The following is a 14,938-nucleotide window of genomic DNA, read 5'->3' as shown; positions in this document are numbered from 1 at the left end:
CGATGAGCGACGCGTGGTCGTGGCGCTATTCGGGGAAAGCATCCTCGACGACGGTGTCCAAGTGCGCCGAGAGGTCATCGACCAGACGACCGAGCAGGCGAACGAGGTCGCGCTGATCGGACTCGGACCATCCGGAAAGGGCCCGGTCGAACCAGCCGTCTATGACCCGCAAGTAGCGGCCGATCAGCTGCTCACCGGCCGACGTGAGGGTGATCAATCGGGCGCGCTGGTCGTCCGGGTCCGGGACACGACGCACGAGGCGGCGCTGTTCGAGACCGTTGAGCTGGCGCGTGACGTGCGGCCCGGCCACCTGCATCCGGGCCGCTATCTCCCCCACCCGCAAGGGCCGCCCGGCGGATTCCAGGATCACGAGGATCGTGACCGCGGGCCGTTCCAGGGTGATTCCCGCTGCCGCCGTGGCGGTTTCGAACAACTGCCCGCGGCCCAGCGTGTTGCTCAGCTGCCCCATGCGCGGCAGCAGCCCCTTCAGCGCATCGTTGTCGCCGCTCATTTCCCACCTTGTCCAGATACCTAAGTTAGGTATATAGTACTCGGCATCCCACCCCCTCGAAAGCGGCGGCGTGCGGCCGAATAATAGATACCTAAGGTAGGTAGATTATATGCAGACCTCAACCGAAATTCTGATCGTCGGCGCGGGCCCGACCGGTCTGGCCCTGGCGATCGACCTGGCCCGCCGTGGCGTCGATTACCGCATCGTCGACCGCGCCGCCGGACCCAGCACGGCGTCGCGAGCCAAGACCATCCAGCCCCGCGCCTTGGAGGTCGCCGACGACCTCGGCGTGATCGATCGAGTATTGGAGCTGGGGCGGGTGCATGTGCCGACCCGGCACTACGAGCGTGACCGCGTGACCTCCGAGGCCGTAGAGGCCGCGCTGGGCGTACGCGATCCAGGCGTGCCGTACGCGCCGGTGTGGTTGTCCCAGCCGCTGTTCGAGCAGATCTTGCGCGATCGGCTCGCCGAACTCGGCGGCCGGGTCGAGTGGGGAGCCGAGGTGACGGCCGTCGCGCAGACAGATGACGCCGTGGAGGTGACCGTGTCCACGACCACCGGTGATCGGCGAATGCGCGCCCTTTACGTCGTCGGTTGCGACGGTGGGCGCAGCGTGGTCCGGGATCGGATCGGCGCCACACTCGCCGGGGTGTCCTATGGCGATCACCGCTGGTGGCTCGGCGATGTGCGGATCGAGGGTTTGGACGGCCGCTGCCAGCATGTGTGGATGAGCCCCGAGCATGGGATCCTCTCGCTGTTCCCGCTGCCCAGCACCGATGTCTGGCAATTCCAAGCGTCCATTCCCGCCGATGACCCCCAGCCTGCCGCGCCGACGCTCGACCTGTTCCGGCGCCTGTTCGCCGCGCATTCCGGACTGGGAGACGTCCGCATCGAGGATGCCGGTTGGTTGTCGCTGTACCGGATCAACGTCTGCCTGGTCGACCGTTACCGGGTCGGGCGGGTCTTCCTCGCCGGGGATGCCGCGCATATCCACTCCCCCGCCGGTGGGCAGGGCATGAACACCGGCATCCAGGACGCCTACAACCTCGGCTGGAAACTCGCCGCCGTCCTCGACGGGGCCGACGAAACCCTCTTGGACACTTACGAACTCGAACGCCGCGCGGTCGCGCGGGCCGTCCTCGACGACAGCACCGACCGTATGCACGCACTCATGCGCTCCGCGGGCGACGGCGACGGAGCGTCGGCCGTCAGCAGGCTCACCGACGATTTCACCACCGGGCTCACCGTCGCCTACCCCGACAGTCCGCTCACCGGCCCCGGCCCGCGGACCGGCCGCGTTCGCGCCGGTGACCGCGCTCCCGACGCCGTCGGTATCGAGGCCTCGTCCGGTCGCGAAGTCCGGGTGTTCGATCTGCTGCGCGGTCCGCAGTGGACCCTGCTCACCTTCGACCAGGGCGACGCTCCCGACCAGGCCGACACCCGCGGCACCGCAGCAACGCGAACGATCCGGATCACCACCGACACAGCCACTACCGGAGCGGACACGCTGATCGATGGAGACGGCAGTGTCCACCGCAACTACGACATCACCGGCGACACCGCGGTACTCATTCGTCCCGACGGCTACATCGCAGCCGTGTTCCGCGACGAACCCACGATCGCGGGCGGGCTGCCCCGCTTGGCCGACATCGGAGAGGACGTGCGGCCGGGCGTGGAGAACGATGACTCGATGCGATCGGCTTATGGGGCGGATGACAGAGCAAACCAGCCCGCGTTCGGGATTTTTCATAGGCCGCCGAACCGGCGTTGACGGCACGGACGCGCCGCCCTGGGTTTCCTCGCACCGGTGCGGAATGTTTCGGCGATATGGCCGCTCCGCTGTCGTGACAAGAGGTCGTGCGCCACCCCCGAGGTCACCGACATCGCGGACCTCTCGCGCAGCCTCGCCGCGCAACCGCTGGACTTCTCCGAGTGGTACCTCCCGACGCGACTCGCGTTCGACGTCTTCCAAGCGCGGGCGCCCGAGATCACGCGGCACCGCACCCATCCCGGCGGTATCCTCGCCAATCCGACGATCAAGCTGGTCGGCGGCGCCGGAATGGTCGCCGCGGCGGGGTGACATAGCCACGGGGAGACGGTGATCGCCCCCGGCTACCACCACCTCGACGTGCTCGCCGCCGCGGCGAGACAGTCCGGTGGACGACCGGAGACCGTTTCCACCGATCTGGCCCGCTTCGCCCTCGAACGCGTCGACCAGTCCTGAGCGGCCCGCTCCCGTCGCGGGTCGAGGCGGTTAGCCTGAGCGGGTGGCACCGATCGGGCTCGAGCATGACACCGGGTGGGATTTTCGCCGTTCGTCCGCCGCCGCACCGGTGGGCGGCACGGCGATGATCGGGTATCGCGCCCATGGGGCCGGCGGGTTGGACCTCCGGGTCACCGCGCTACCGGCGATCACGGTGCTGATCGAGTTCGGGGAGAACGAACTGATCGTCGACAGCACGGCGGGCCGGCAGGCACTCAGCGGCTTCGTCTCCGGGTTTCCGCACGGGACGATGCGGGTGCGCACCGAGCGGGCCGAATGCATCGAGGCGCGCTTGTCGCCGCTGCAGTTCTATTCGTTGTCGACTATCGATCCGGTCGATCTGGGCCACACGGTCGTCGGCTTGGACGATCTGTGGGGTCGCGGGGCGCTGTTGCTGCGTGAGCGGCTCGCCGGTGCCGAGACGTGGGAGGAGCGCTTCGCGCTGACGAATTCGTTCTTGCGGCGGTGTGCCGACCCTACCCGGACCCCGGACCCGGAAGTCGTCGCCAGTTGGCGACGCATCGTCGCGAGCCGAGGGCAGGTGCTGGTCGGCGAGCTCGCCGAATCCTGCGGATGGAGCCGCAAACGGCTGTGGTCCAGGTTCGAAGCTCAGATCGGACTCACCCCGAAGCGGGCCGCGATGCTGGTCCGGTTCCGGCACGCGGTCGAAGGCCTGCTGACGGGTCTTCCTGCCGCCGACGTCGCGGCGACATGCGGATACACCGACCAGTCCCACCTCTGCCGCGACGTGTCGAGCTTCGCGGAGATCACGCCGGGTGCGCTGACGGCGGAGCCGCTCACCGCCATCTCGAAACACCGCTACCGAGTGTGGGGAACATTCTTCCGGTGAACGCCTTCAGCTCTCGCCACCCTGTCGCCACTGCCCCGGGGCAGGGCTCCGAGAGCTGACGACGTGCCCGTCAAGCGACCAGCATCTCGCTCGACACCTGCCACAGCCGGGCCGTGATCCTGCCGGTGGATCTGCGCGCAGACCGGTGAGACGGCGAAGCACGCCCATTTCGATCCGGCTGACTGTAATGCTGGCCGCACCCGGGTGGGCGTGGTTTCCTCTGACCCGATCATCCGGTTAGAGCGAAAGGCCCTGGTATGTCCGCCGATCACACAGCCGGCATCGCATCCGCTCCGCAGGTGGTCGAGTCAGGCGGTCACGTCGGCGCGCCGAGCACCGTGACGGCGGGCAATGCCGGGCTCTACTCGGCGGTCGACCCCGTCACACAGGCGGCATAACCCGTCTCGTGACCGGAGGACTCGTGCCCACAGAACTCGTGTCCGGCAAAGAATCGGTTACGGTCGAAAAGGAGCGCGAATTCGGCCGTGCGGCGATTCGCTTTCCGCGTGCCGCCGGAAATCGAACCCGCGTTGTCCACGACTTTTCACCGGCTCGCGCGGCTGTACACGGACAGGTACCGACCGGTCTTCGGCTGACGAGGGGAATCCCGTGAATTTATGGAGCTATATCAGGGGGCGGGGCGAAGTCCTGGCGTTCCTGACCTATCAACACGCCTCCCTGGCGTTCCAAACCGTTCTGGTCGGAACCGTGGTCGCCGTCCTCATCGCGGTGGCGGTCTACCGGCTACCGCTGCTGTCCGCGCTGTCGCTGACCACCAGCCGCGTCGCGCTGACGATTCCTTCGCTGGCACTGCTGGCTATCCTGCTGGTCCCGTTCGGGCTGGGGGTCGTCCCCTCGTTCGTGATGCTGGCGTTCTTCGCGGCGTTGCCGGTGGTCGGCAACGCGATCGTGGGGTTGCGGTCGGTGCCCGCCTCGGTCGTCGAATCCGCCCGTGGGATCGGCTTCTCGCGCCGGCGCATTCTGCTGACCGTCGAATTGCCGATCGCCTGGCCGGTGATTCTCACCGGCATCAGGGTGTCCACGCAGATGATCGTCGGGGTCGCCGCCATCGTGGCCTACGTCCTCGGACCGGGCCTGGGATCGCTGATCTTCAACGGCCTCTCCCGCCTCGGCGGCGCGAACTCCCTGGAGATGGCGCTCACCGGGACCATCCTCATCGTCATCATCGCGCTGGTGTTCGACGCACTCCTCGTCCTGCTCGGACGCCTCACGATCGCAAAGGGACTGTCATGACCGCGCATGTGACCAACGGGCCCGCTCCCGCGCCGACGCAACGCTCAGTGACCGGTGCGTCCATCACACTGGACTCGGTCGTCAAGCGCTACAAAGGCCAGGACAAGCCTGCGGTGCGGCGCCTCGACCTCGAGATCGAGGCGGGAGACATCGTCGCGTTCGTCGGCCCGTCCGGGTGCGGCAAGACGACCACGTTGAAGATGATCAACCGCTTGATCGAGCCGACCGAGGGCCGCATCTTCATCGGCGGCCGCGATGTCACCAGGGAGGACCCGGACAAGCTCCGGCAGTCGATCGGATACGTCATCCAGTCCGGTGGCCTGTTCCCGCACTGGACCGTCGCCAAGAACGTCGGCGCCATCCCCCGGGTGCTCGGGTGGGACAAGAAGCGGATCGCCGAACGCACCGAGTACCTGCTCGATCTGGTCGGTCTGGATCCCGCCACCTACGCCGACCGGCTGCCGAAGGACATGTCCGGCGGACAGCAGCAGCGCGTCGGGGTAGCCCGTGCGCTCGCCGCCGACCCGCCGGTGCTGCTCATGGACGAGCCGTTCGGCGCGGTCGATCCGATCACCCGGGTTCGCCTGCAGGACAGCTTGATCGCGATCCAGCAGGAACTCGGCAAGACCATCGTGATCGTCACCCACGACTTCGAAGAGGCCACCAAGCTCGGCGACAAGGTGCTCATCCTGTCCGAAGGCGGTCAGGTCGAGCAGTACGCGAGTCCGGAGGAGATCCTCACCGATCCGGCCACACCGTTCGTGGAGGAGTTCGTCGGGTCTGGCGCGAAGCTGGCCTATCTGACCGTGTCGCGGGTGCGCGACGTCGCCTACGACGACGTGATCACCGCGCGGATCGGCGAGTCGGCGCAGGGCGTGATCGACCGCGCCGAGGCCGCCGGACAGACCTGGGTCGTCGTCGTCGACGAGGCCGGGCGGCCCCGGTCGTGGCCTTCGCTCACGGAGTTGGCGACCAAACCGGAGGTCTCCGACTACCTGGATCGGCGGTTGCCCGTGGTCGCACGATCCTCGACGCTCAACGACGCGCTCGACGCCATGCTCGCCACCAGCCAAGGCGCCGCCCTGGTCACCGACGGCCGCGGCGCGGTCCTCGGCTCGCTCAGCATCGACACGGTCACCGACGTGATCCGGACCAAACTCGCCGAAGGCCGCGCCGACGCGGAGGATCTCTCCTACGTCACCTACGTCGACGGAACCGATCCGGCGCCCACGCCGGTGGTCGCCGCCGACGAGGAACCCGGATCGGACGAGCCGTCATGAGCCGTCTGCGCCGCCTGCCGATCGACGTGTGGTTCGAACCGATCGTCATCCTCGTCATCGCTGTCGGATACATCCTCTGGTACCGGTCGACGACATTCACCGCGACCGAGCGGGCGTCCCTCGGCTGGGACAACCTGCGGACCACGATCGCCCAGCACATCGAGCTGACCGTGGTGGCCACGGTGATCGTGGTGGTCGTCGCGATTCCGCTCGGCATCGCGCTGACCCGCCCGGCGTTGCGGCGGCTCGAGCCGATCGCGGTCAATATCGCCAATATCGGCCAGGCCGCGCCCGCGGTCGGGCTGCTCGTGCTGTTCACCTTCTGGCTGGGCACGGGATTCCGCACGGCGATCGTCGGACTCGTCGTGTACGCGGTGCTGCCCATCCTGCAGAACACGATCGTCGGGCTCCGGCAAGTCGATCAGCGCACCATCGAGGCGTCCCGCGGCATCGGCTATTCCGCCGCGCGCACGCTGTTGCAGGTCGAACTGCCGCTCGCGGTCCCGGTGATTCTGAACGGGGTGCGCACGGCGTTGGTGATCCTCGTGGGCACCGCGACGTTGAGCACGTTCATCGGCGCGACCAGCCTCGGCACGCTGATCACCACCGGCGTCACCCTCTTCCTGCCCAAACTGCTGGTCTCCGGCGCGATTCTGGTCGGACTCCTGGCGTTGATCATCGACTGGCTCGGCCGACTGGTGGAACTGGCCGCGACCCCACGAGGTATCTCATGAGATCGCCACGAGCCCGGCTGGTCACCCTGCTCTGCGCACTCGTCGTATCGGCGGCGGCGCTCGCCGGGTGCGGTCTGGTGAGCTCCTCGGGAACCTTCCACGACGCGCGCCTGCCCGGCGGTGACCGGCCGCTGGACGGCGCCGAGCTGGTCGTCACCTCGAAGAGCTTCACCGAGGGGGTGCTGCTGGGCAAGATCACCGCGACCTACCTGGCCGCGGCGGGCGCGAAGGTCACCGACCTGACCGGGGCGCCGGGCTCGGCCTCGTCCCGGCAGGCTCAGCTGAGCGGCGACGCCGATGTGCTCTGGGAGTACACCGGCACCGGCTGGGTCAACTACCACAACCAGACCGAGACGATCTCCGACCCGACCGAACTCTGGCAGCGCGTGCACGACATCGAGAAGCGCGACCACGATCTGGAGTGGCTGCCACCGGCGAACTTCAACGACACGTACGCCTTCGGCGCCTCGACCCCGACCGCCGAACGCCTGCATGTGAAGTCGCTGTCCGACGTGGCCGCGCTCCCGGTGCCCGACCGGACATTCTGCGTCGACGACGAATTCTTCAGCCGCGCCGACGGTTTCATTCCGATGCTGCAGAAATACGGTATTCCCTACAACGATCCGAACGGTGTCCCCTCCGGCAACGTCACGCGGATGGACGCCGGTGTCGTCTACACGGCCACGGCCAAGAGCGCCCCGTGCAATTTCGGCATGATCTACACCACCGACGGCCGGGTCAAGAACCTGAACCTGGTGGTCCTCGAGGACGACCGGAAGTTCTTCCTGCCCTACAGCGGCACCGCCGTCGTGCGCGGCGCGATCATCGATCGGTACCCGCAATTGCGCGCGCTGCTCGCAACCATCTCCGAGCACCTCACCGACGAGCTGATGCAGGATCTCAACGGCCGGGTCGACATCGACGGCGAAGACCCCGCCGACGTCGCCTACGACTGGCTGAAGAGCGCGAGGCTGGTCGAGTAGGGCCGGGACGATTTCGGCCGCCGCGACATGCCCGGAATGGACCTCGCCCATCGGACAGTTGCCATGCACATGACCGAGATCGACAAGGACAGACTGGCTTCCGACACCGACGCGCTGGACGGCTTCAACCGCGGCATCGTGGAAGAGTTCCGCGCCAACGGCGGCGAGGTCGCCGGCTTACCGGGCGGCAGGCTACTGCTGCTCCACACGACGGGCGCGAAGTCGGGCGCGCCCCGGCTGTCACCGCTCGCGTATGTGACCGTCGACGGGCGGATGCTGGTCGTCGGCTCCTACCTCGGCTCGCCCAAGGATCCGGCGTGGGTGCACAACCTGCGTGCCGACGCGCGTGCCCGAGTCGAGGTCGGCACCGATGCCTATGCCGTGATCGCTCGTGAGTTGCCGCGCGACGAACGCGACCGGTATTTCGAGCGAGTTGTCGAGCTGGCTCCCGTTCTCGCGGATTACCAGGCGAAGACCGAACGCGTCATTCCGCTGTTCGAACTCACCCGCGTCTGACCCCCTCCACCTACAACCTATAGCGCACCCGGGGGCTTGCGGCAAGACCCGGGTCGTGCCGCAGAATCGCTGGCTGCGGCGTTACTGCTCGATGCGATCGGGCGAGCAGCGGCGTCCGCGCGGGATCGTCGAGCCACGAAACGGAGGGGCCTGTGTCAACTCAGGGGTACGAGGACGAATTGCGGTCCGAGCGGAGCTACGTGGCCGGGCTCTACACGCGGCTCGACGCCGAGCGCGCGCGAGCGAGGAGCGGATACACCACCGCTCTGCGCGGAAACGGCGGAACGCCGATGGAACGGGATGTCGAGGTGCGCACGCTGGCCAGGGAGGTGAAGCGGCTGGACGTAGCGGACAACGGGCTGTGTTTCGGGCGATTGGACGCCTTGTCGGGCGAACGTTCCTACATCGGCCGCATCGGCCTGTTCGACGCGCAGAACGAGTACGAACCGCTGTTGCTCGACTGGCGGGCGCCCGCGGCGCGCGCGTTCTACGTCGCCACCGCCGCCAGCCCGGAGAACATGCGCAGGCGCAGGCAATTCCATACCCGCGGGCGCCGAGTGGTCGATTTCACCGACGAGGTCCTCGGCCGCCCCGGCGGCGCCGAGCGCGGCGACGCCGCGCTGCTCGCGGCGGTCGACGCGCCGCGTGGCGAGGGGATGCGCGACATCGTGGCGACGATCCAGGCCGAACAGGACGAGATCATCCGGCTCGACCACCCGGGCGTGCTGGTGATCGAGGGTGGCCCCGGCACCGGCAAGACCGTCGTGGCGCTGCACCGCGTCGCGTATCTGCTCTACACCCAGCGGGAGCGGATGGAACGCCACGGCGTGCTCGTGGTCGGCCCCAACCCGGCGTTCCTGAACCACATCGGCCGCGTTCTGCCGTCGCTGGGCGAGACGAACGTCGTGTTCACGACCACCGGCGACCTGGTGCCCGGCCTGCACGTCACCGCGGAGGACGACCCGGACGCCGCCCGGCACAAAGGGTCGCTGCGGATCCTGGACGTGCTCGCGGCGGCCGTAGCCGATCGGCAGCGGGTGCCGGAGCATCCGCTGTCGATCGAATTGTCCGACGTCACCGTGCGAATCGACGCCGAAACCGCGGAGTGGGGCCGGGAGGAGGCGCGGGCGAGCGGGCTATCGCACAACGAAGCTCGCGCCGTGTTCACCGAGATCGTCACCTGGGTGCTCACCGAGCGGGCGATCGCCCGCATCGGCCGGGGCTGGCTGACCCGCGACGACCGCGAAGCATGGGAGAACCTGCGGTCGGACCTGCGCGCGGAACTCGCGGACAACGACCGGTTCACCGCCGCGCTCGACGAACTCTGGCCGATCCTGACACCGGAGACGCTGTTGGCGGAGCTGTACGAATCCCCGGAACGGCTGGCAGCGGCGGGCGCCGACCCGACCCTCCTGCGCCGCAGAGGCGATGCCTGGACGGTGTCGGACGTGCCGCTGCTCGATGAATTGGTCGATCTGCTCGGCCGTGTGCAGCGGGACGACGACACCGAGCGGGAACAGCAGGCCCAGGCCGAGTACGCGGCGGGTGTGCTGGACATTCTGGTCAGCCGCGAGGACATGATGGACGACGAGGACCACTTGTTCGCCCAGGACCTGCTCTACGCGGAGGATTTGGCGGATCGCTTCCTCGAGCGCGACACCCGGGAACTCGCCGAACGCGCGGCGGCGGACCGGGACTGGACCTACCGGCACGTCGTGGTGGACGAAGCCCAGGAACTGTCCGAAATGGATTGGCGGGTGCTGATGCGGCGCTGCCCGGGGCGATCTTTCACGATCGTCGGCGATCTCGCCCAACGCCGGTCGGCCGCCGGAGCGACCTCGTGGGGCGCGATGCTGGATCCGTACGTACCCGGCCGGTGGGTTTACCGATCGCTGACGGTGAACTACCGCACCCCGGCGGAGATCATGACCGTCGCCGCCGAGCTGCTCGCCACGTTCGCACCCGGCGTCCAGCCACCGGAGTCGGTTCGCGCATGCGGCGTACGGCCGTGGTCCAGGCAGGTCACCGCCGACGAAATAAGTTCCGCCATAGACGAATTCGTCCGCGACGAAGCCTCACGCGAAGGCACCAGCGTCGTGATCGGGCCACCGGACGTGCCGGGCGCGGTGGCGGCGGAGACCAAGGGTTTGGAATACGACGCCGTCCTGGTCGTGGAGCCGGAACGAATTCTGGCCGACGGCCCGCGCGGCGCGGCCGAACTCTACGTCGCCCTCACTCGCGCCACCCAACGTCTCGGCGTGCTGCACCAAGGGCCACTGCCGCAGGCGCTGACCGGCCTCGCCGAAACCTCGACGCCCGTCGGGGCCGGAGACCGCCGGCGCGATCAGCCTTCCGGGTAGAAGACGAACAGCGTGCAGCCGGTCGCAGTCCCCGGCACGTGCCACGATCCGGCCGGGGCGTGCAGGAAGGTCCCGGCCGGGTAGTCGCGCGCGCCGTCGTTGAAGGTGCCCGCGACCACGTAAACCTCCTCGGGGCCGGGCTCGTGGACGTCGCGGCGCGGCCACGACGTACCCGGGTCCATCTCCAGCACGTTGGCGCTCGCCCCGGACGGCCCGGTCCATAGGTGCCGAACCCGGATGCCGGGAAATAGCTCCCGGACCGGGGATTCCGCGACGGACACAGAGGTGTAGCCCTCCTGGGCGAGGATTTCGGAATGCATGGCTTTCACGGTGCCGCGTGGAAGCGGACCGAGAAAGTGTCCAGTCTGCCGCCACCAGGTACATTCTTGCCATGCATCGCGTGGTAGCCCTGGTGCGGCCGGTGCAGTCGACATTCGAGCTGGGCTGCGCCGCGGAGGTTTTCGGCACACAGCGGGCCGGGGTGCCGCACTACTACGAGTTCGAGGTGTGCACGGAGACGCCAGGGCCGGTACCGACATCGGCCGGGTACACGCTGGAAGTGTCGCAGGGCCTTTCGGCGCTCGCTTCCGCGGACACCGTGCTCATCCCCGGCTGGGCGCCGGTGGAGGCGCCACTCTCGGCCGCCGTGCGTCGCGCGCTGCTGCGGGCGCACGCCCGTGGGGCGCGGCTCGTCACGATCTGCTCCGGAGTGTTCGCGCTGGCCCGCACGGGCTTGCTGGACGGACGCTCGGCGACGACGCACTGGGCGCGCGCCGCACAGCTGGCGCGGGAATTCCCGGAGGTTCGGGTGGAACCGGACGTGCTCTATGTGGACCACGGCGATGTCGCCACGAGCGCCGGAGCGGGCGCGGGCATCGACCTGTGCCTGCACCTCGTCCGGAAGGACCATGGGGCAGCGCATGCCACGCTCGTCGCGCGGCACATGGTGATGCCGCCGCACCGCGAGGGCGGCCAAGCACAGTACGCCCCGCCCACACCACCCACGGACGCGCTGGACGGCCTGCTCGAGTGGGCCGGCGCGCGGCTCGGGACAGCGCTGTCGGTCGGCGATCTGGCCGCACACCTCAGCGTTTCGCCGCGCACGCTGGCCCGGCGTTTCGCCGATCAGCTCGGCACGAGCCCGGGGGCATGGCTGCTGTCCCGCCGGGTGGCCGAGGCGCGCACCCTGCTGGAGGAGACGAACCTGCCGGTGGAGGCGATCGCGGCACGGGTCGGCCTGACCTCCGCGGTCAACCTGCGCCGCCGCTTCCGCGCCCAGGTGGGCACGACCCCGGGCGCCTACCGGCGAGCGTTCCGGGGCACGGGAATACAGGTCTGACAGGGAAAGTCACCGAGGCGACCGCTCATCCGCGGGTAGTCGGCAGCCCACGGTCGCGGTGATCGTCATCGACCGGGCATCGGCGAACACCGACAGTTCGGTGTTGCTGTCCCACTCGGCCCCATCCGAGCCTTCGAACGTGACGTACCGGTCCGGTGACGATGCCGCACCCGGCAGCATGTCCGTCGCACCCACGGACGCGGCCGGCGCTCGGGCCGTTTCCTGGAACCCGGGCCAGGCCCCGACCGACGCCATCCGCTGCTCGGCCACCTCCGAAGCCGGTAGTCCGGCCAATTCCGCTGCGGCGGCGGCGATCTCCTCGGCCGAAGGCGGCGGAGCAGGCTCACCGAGCAAGGTCGCGCATCCGCCCGTCCAAGCCGCGACCGCGAGCACGGCGGACCAGCGCAGCGCTACGGTGGGCCATCGCAGTCCGGTCATCGTCTCCCACGTTTCCCGCGGCCGCACGGATCGGGAGTCCGCTTCCCGCGCAATTCAATTCGTGGCGGGTGATCCGGGAGCGACAACATGGCGCGGCGACGAACACGACCGGTGTCACGGCCACACTCGTCGAATCATTGACTCAATGACACAGTCTTTGTATGTTTGTATCATGAGCGAGGGTTCCGACGGCGTCGACGAACGGATCATGGACGCCGCGCTCGAACGAATCCTGCAGGTCGGGATCCGCCGGGCCAGCCTGGAGGACATCGCCCGCATGGCCGAGCTCAGCCGGATCACCATCCACCGCCGGTTCGCGGGCAAGGACAACCTGATCCAAGCGGTCCTGGCCCGCGAGACCCGACGCATGCTCGCGGAGGTGACCGCGATCGCCGCCACCGCCATCGACGTGGACGCCCAGATCGAGGACACGATGCTGCACGTCCTCTTGCAGACCCGCATCCACCGGCTGGTCACCCAGCTGCTGCGGGTCGCGCCGGACGAAGCGTTGCGCTTCTCCACCGTGCAGGGCGAACGCCTGGTGTCCATCGGCATCGAGTACATCGTCGGCATGCTCAATCATGCCCAGTCCACGGGCCTCGTCGACGAGTACGACCCGCGCCCGGTGGCCGAACTCGTCGCCCGCCTGGCCCACTCGCTGATGCTCACCCCCGGGGGCGGCAGCGTCGACTTCACCGACGACGACCGCGCCCGTGCCTTTGTCCGCACCACCATCGTGCCTTTGATGAAACACGGCATCACCCGCACCGACGAGGAGCCCACCCATGACGACGTCCGCGACAATCCCGGCCCGGCATCCCGAGCGGCCTCGTAAGGCGCCGGGCCTGGGCCCGTTCGCCGCGCTGCTGCGCATCGGGAAACCCTCCCCGCAGCGCTGGCAGCTGCTCGGCGCCTCGTTGCTCGTCGGCGACGAGCCGATGGACAGCCTCGTGGAGTGGATGTACACCGAAGGCATGGCCGTCACGCGGCCGTTGTTCGAGCAGGCACTCCGGTCGGGCGTCGACAGCATCCCCGGCGCGCCCGCGCCGCTGCGCGAGTTCTTCACCGCCGTCGAGGACACCCCCGCCTGGGTCGACCCGAAGTTGTTGCGCGACGGCGAGCGAGTGTTCCGTTCCGGCGGCAACGACGGGCTGTATTTCGCCCGTGACGTCTCCTTCATCGGCGGCTATCTGGCCTCCGGTTTCAACAAGACCCTTCTGCGCACCGGCGCCCTGGAGAAAGGCCCCGCCCGCCGGTTCGCCGAGACCCTGCAATGGGCGATGGACGTGTCCACCGAGAACGGCATGGACCGTTACGGTGTCGGCTACCGCTCCACCCTGCACGTGCGCCTCATCCACTCGCTGGTCCGCAGGCACGTCGCCGCCATGCCCGACTGGCGCACCGAGGAATGGGGCCTGCCGATCAACCAGACCGACATGGCCGCCACCCTCGTCGGCGCCCTGCTCGCGCCCGTCGTCGGCGGCATGGCGCTCGGCGTCATCCTCTCCCCCCGTGAGCTGGCCGCCGCCGCCCACCTCACCCGCTACGTCGGCTGGCTGATCGGCGTCGAAGAGCGATGGCTGCCCACCAGCTTCCGCAACGGCATCGCCATCCTCGACCACTGCTTGACCGCCATCACCAATCCCGACGAGACCAGCCGCCAGCTCGCCCTACCTATGGCCGACGATCCACTGAACTGGTCCTATCCCAACCTGCCTACGCTGCGCGGCCGGCTCGCCCGCGCCCAGCACCTGTCCGTCAGCAGCGCCTTCCTCGGACCCAAGGCGATGCGTATCCTCGGCCTGCCCGCCTATGTCCCGCCCTGGTACCCGGCGCTGCGCATCCCAGTCAACCTCGTGCGCACCGCCTACACCCACCTGACTCCCGGCGGCCTCGACCGCGCCGCCATCCACGGACGCGAGCAGCAGGAAGCCTTCCTGCGGCGCCTCATCGGCGAAACCAGCGCCACGATAGGGCATTCCGCGCCGCGGCTGGATCGCACCGCCTGACCGCCGATCCGGCAGCGCGACCCCGCCGGTGCTGCCGGACCGCCCATATCGGCGGCGCGTCGGAGAATCTCGCGATGAGCCACCGCTCCATCTGGATCACCGCCGCCGCGGACCGAGCACCTTTGCGCTACCAGCTCATCACGACGACCGACACCGCGAAAGGCGCGGCGAACCTCCGGTTCTGCTTCCCCGACCGACTGCATCCAGCCGACCATCTGACCTGACGAACGGCTTTCCGGGTTGACGCCGCCCGGAAAAGGCTGCCGCCGCTGGGTTCACGCTTGTCAACACGTCCTGATGCCGACGCCGCCCGCGCGGGTGCGCGCACACACGGCGATGAGCCGGCCCACCGCAGCGCCGACCTGGACGAACAGCCCGCGGCAGTCGGCGAGACGGTGAAC

At 68.7% G+C, this 14,938-nt stretch carries 17 protein-coding genes; 14 read left to right on the top strand and 3 right to left on the bottom strand.

Annotated features, from left to right (window positions below; translation table 11 throughout):
* Nucleotides 1-25: 25 nt before the first annotated feature.
* Nucleotides 26-511, bottom strand: coding sequence for a MarR family winged helix-turn-helix transcriptional regulator (locus tag ACWEO7_RS19495; RefSeq protein ID WP_452425001.1), 486 nt, complete (start codon nt 509-511; stop codon nt 26-28).
* A 109-nt stretch (nt 512-620) separates the two neighbouring features.
* Between ACWEO7_RS19495 and ACWEO7_RS19490 the strand changes: the two genes are divergently transcribed.
* The 10 genes from ACWEO7_RS19490 to helR all read left to right on the top strand — a co-directional run bounded on the left by ACWEO7_RS19490 (nt 621) and on the right by helR (nt 10,751).
* On the top strand, nt 621-2,282 hold the full coding sequence (locus tag ACWEO7_RS19490) for an FAD-dependent monooxygenase (RefSeq protein ID WP_452424999.1): 1,662 nt from the start codon (nt 621-623) through the stop codon (nt 2,280-2,282).
* A gap of 36 nt (nt 2,283-2,318) precedes the next feature.
* The gene (locus tag ACWEO7_RS19485; protein ID WP_452424997.1) at nt 2,319-2,591 is read left to right on the top strand and encodes a hypothetical protein; all 273 of its coding nucleotides are present in this window, start codon (nt 2,319-2,321) and stop codon (nt 2,589-2,591) included.
* A gap of 18 nt (nt 2,592-2,609) precedes the next feature.
* Nucleotides 2,610-2,735, top strand: a complete 126-nt coding sequence (locus ACWEO7_RS19480) for a hypothetical protein (protein WP_452424995.1) — start codon at nt 2,610-2,612, stop codon at nt 2,733-2,735.
* Nucleotides 2,736-2,778: 43 nt separating this feature from the next.
* Complete coding sequence (locus ACWEO7_RS19475) at nt 2,779-3,624, top strand: helix-turn-helix domain-containing protein (protein ID WP_452424993.1); 846 nt, start codon at nt 2,779-2,781, stop codon at nt 3,622-3,624.
* 609 nt (nt 3,625-4,233) lie between these two features.
* On the top strand, nt 4,234-4,878 hold the full coding sequence (locus ACWEO7_RS19470; RefSeq protein ID WP_355079357.1) for an ABC transporter permease: 645 nt from the start codon (nt 4,234-4,236) through the stop codon (nt 4,876-4,878).
* Nucleotides 4,875-6,158: an ATP-binding cassette domain-containing protein gene (locus ACWEO7_RS19465; RefSeq protein WP_452424992.1), complete on the top strand. Its 1,284-nt coding sequence runs from the start codon at nt 4,875-4,877 to the stop codon at nt 6,156-6,158. Before ACWEO7_RS19470 ends, ACWEO7_RS19465 begins: the two co-directional genes overlap by 4 nt.
* Nucleotides 6,155-6,892, top strand: a complete 738-nt coding sequence (locus ACWEO7_RS19460; RefSeq protein WP_452424990.1) for an ABC transporter permease — start codon at nt 6,155-6,157, stop codon at nt 6,890-6,892. Before ACWEO7_RS19465 ends, ACWEO7_RS19460 begins: the two co-directional genes overlap by 4 nt.
* Complete coding sequence (locus tag ACWEO7_RS19455) at nt 6,889-7,875, top strand: glycine betaine ABC transporter substrate-binding protein (protein ID WP_452424988.1); 987 nt, start codon at nt 6,889-6,891, stop codon at nt 7,873-7,875. Before ACWEO7_RS19460 ends, ACWEO7_RS19455 begins: the two co-directional genes overlap by 4 nt.
* A 69-nt stretch (nt 7,876-7,944) precedes the next feature.
* The gene (locus ACWEO7_RS19450; RefSeq protein WP_450023536.1) at nt 7,945-8,391 is read left to right on the top strand and encodes a nitroreductase/quinone reductase family protein; all 447 of its coding nucleotides are present in this window, start codon (nt 7,945-7,947) and stop codon (nt 8,389-8,391) included.
* 152 nt (nt 8,392-8,543) lie between these two features.
* Nucleotides 8,544-10,751, top strand: coding sequence for an RNA polymerase recycling motor ATPase HelR (helR, locus tag ACWEO7_RS19445; RefSeq protein WP_452424986.1), 2,208 nt, complete (start codon nt 8,544-8,546; stop codon nt 10,749-10,751).
* On the opposite strand, the gene ACWEO7_RS19440 is transcribed toward helR, so the two are convergent.
* Nucleotides 10,736-11,071, bottom strand: a complete 336-nt coding sequence (locus tag ACWEO7_RS19440) for a cupin domain-containing protein (RefSeq protein WP_452424985.1) — start codon at nt 11,069-11,071, stop codon at nt 10,736-10,738. The genes helR and ACWEO7_RS19440 overlap by 16 nt on opposite strands.
* Nucleotides 11,072-11,142: 71 nt before the next feature.
* On the opposite strand from ACWEO7_RS19440, the gene ACWEO7_RS19435 reads away from it, so the two are divergent.
* Nucleotides 11,143-12,090, top strand: coding sequence for a GlxA family transcriptional regulator (locus ACWEO7_RS19435; RefSeq protein ID WP_452424983.1), 948 nt, complete (start codon nt 11,143-11,145; stop codon nt 12,088-12,090).
* Nucleotides 12,091-12,099: 9 nt separating this feature from the next.
* Here ACWEO7_RS19435 and ACWEO7_RS19430 read toward each other — a convergent pair whose 3' ends face one another.
* The gene (locus ACWEO7_RS19430; protein ID WP_452424982.1) at nt 12,100-12,528 is read right to left on the bottom strand and encodes a hypothetical protein; all 429 of its coding nucleotides are present in this window, start codon (nt 12,526-12,528) and stop codon (nt 12,100-12,102) included.
* Nucleotides 12,529-12,700: 172 nt separating this feature from the next.
* Here ACWEO7_RS19430 and ACWEO7_RS19425 point away from each other — a divergent pair, with 172 nt between their 5' ends.
* The 3 genes from ACWEO7_RS19425 to ACWEO7_RS19415 all read left to right on the top strand — a co-directional run bounded on the left by ACWEO7_RS19425 (nt 12,701) and on the right by ACWEO7_RS19415 (nt 14,761).
* Nucleotides 12,701-13,363 (top strand): TetR/AcrR family transcriptional regulator, encoded by a 663-nt coding sequence (locus ACWEO7_RS19425; protein ID WP_452424980.1) that lies wholly within the window; start codon nt 12,701-12,703, stop codon nt 13,361-13,363.
* Nucleotides 13,314-14,537, top strand: coding sequence for an oxygenase MpaB family protein (locus tag ACWEO7_RS19420; protein ID WP_452424978.1), 1,224 nt, complete (start codon nt 13,314-13,316; stop codon nt 14,535-14,537). The genes ACWEO7_RS19425 and ACWEO7_RS19420 overlap by 50 nt, the downstream gene beginning before the upstream one ends.
* A gap of 74 nt (nt 14,538-14,611) precedes the next feature.
* Nucleotides 14,612-14,761 carry a hypothetical protein gene (locus ACWEO7_RS19415; RefSeq protein WP_452424976.1) on the top strand — a complete coding sequence of 50 codons (150 nt, stop codon included), beginning with the start codon at nt 14,612-14,614 and terminating at the stop codon, nt 14,759-14,761.
* Nucleotides 14,762-14,938 lie beyond the last annotated feature (177 nt).

This window comes from Nocardia sp. NPDC004260, assembly GCF_053603155.1.
The sequence above is the reverse complement of the archived record's forward strand: the minus strand, read 5'-3'. Positions and strand labels throughout refer to the sequence as shown.

Coding starts and splice junctions, on each gene's coding strand:
- ACWEO7_RS19495 (WP_452425001.1), bottom strand. CDS start 511: ATGAGCGGCGACAACGATGCGCTGAAGGGGCTGCTGCCGCGCATGGGG.
- ACWEO7_RS19490 (WP_452424999.1), top strand. CDS start 621: ATGCAGACCTCAACCGAAATTCTGATCGTCGGCGCGGGCCCGACCGGT.
- ACWEO7_RS19465 (WP_452424992.1), top strand. CDS start 4,875: ATGACCGCGCATGTGACCAACGGGCCCGCTCCCGCGCCGACGCAACGC.
- ACWEO7_RS19460 (WP_452424990.1), top strand. CDS start 6,155: ATGAGCCGTCTGCGCCGCCTGCCGATCGACGTGTGGTTCGAACCGATC.
- ACWEO7_RS19455 (WP_452424988.1), top strand. CDS start 6,889: ATGAGATCGCCACGAGCCCGGCTGGTCACCCTGCTCTGCGCACTCGTC.
- ACWEO7_RS19450 (WP_450023536.1), top strand. CDS start 7,945: ATGACCGAGATCGACAAGGACAGACTGGCTTCCGACACCGACGCGCTG.
- ACWEO7_RS19440 (WP_452424985.1), bottom strand. CDS start 11,071: ATGCATTCCGAAATCCTCGCCCAGGAGGGCTACACCTCTGTGTCCGTC.
- ACWEO7_RS19435 (WP_452424983.1), top strand. CDS start 11,143: ATGCATCGCGTGGTAGCCCTGGTGCGGCCGGTGCAGTCGACATTCGAG.
- ACWEO7_RS19430 (WP_452424982.1), bottom strand. CDS start 12,528: ATGACCGGACTGCGATGGCCCACCGTAGCGCTGCGCTGGTCCGCCGTG.
- ACWEO7_RS19425 (WP_452424980.1), top strand. CDS start 12,701: ATGAGCGAGGGTTCCGACGGCGTCGACGAACGGATCATGGACGCCGCG.
- ACWEO7_RS19420 (WP_452424978.1), top strand. CDS start 13,314: ATGACGACGTCCGCGACAATCCCGGCCCGGCATCCCGAGCGGCCTCGT.
- ACWEO7_RS19415 (WP_452424976.1), top strand. CDS start 14,612: ATGAGCCACCGCTCCATCTGGATCACCGCCGCCGCGGACCGAGCACCT.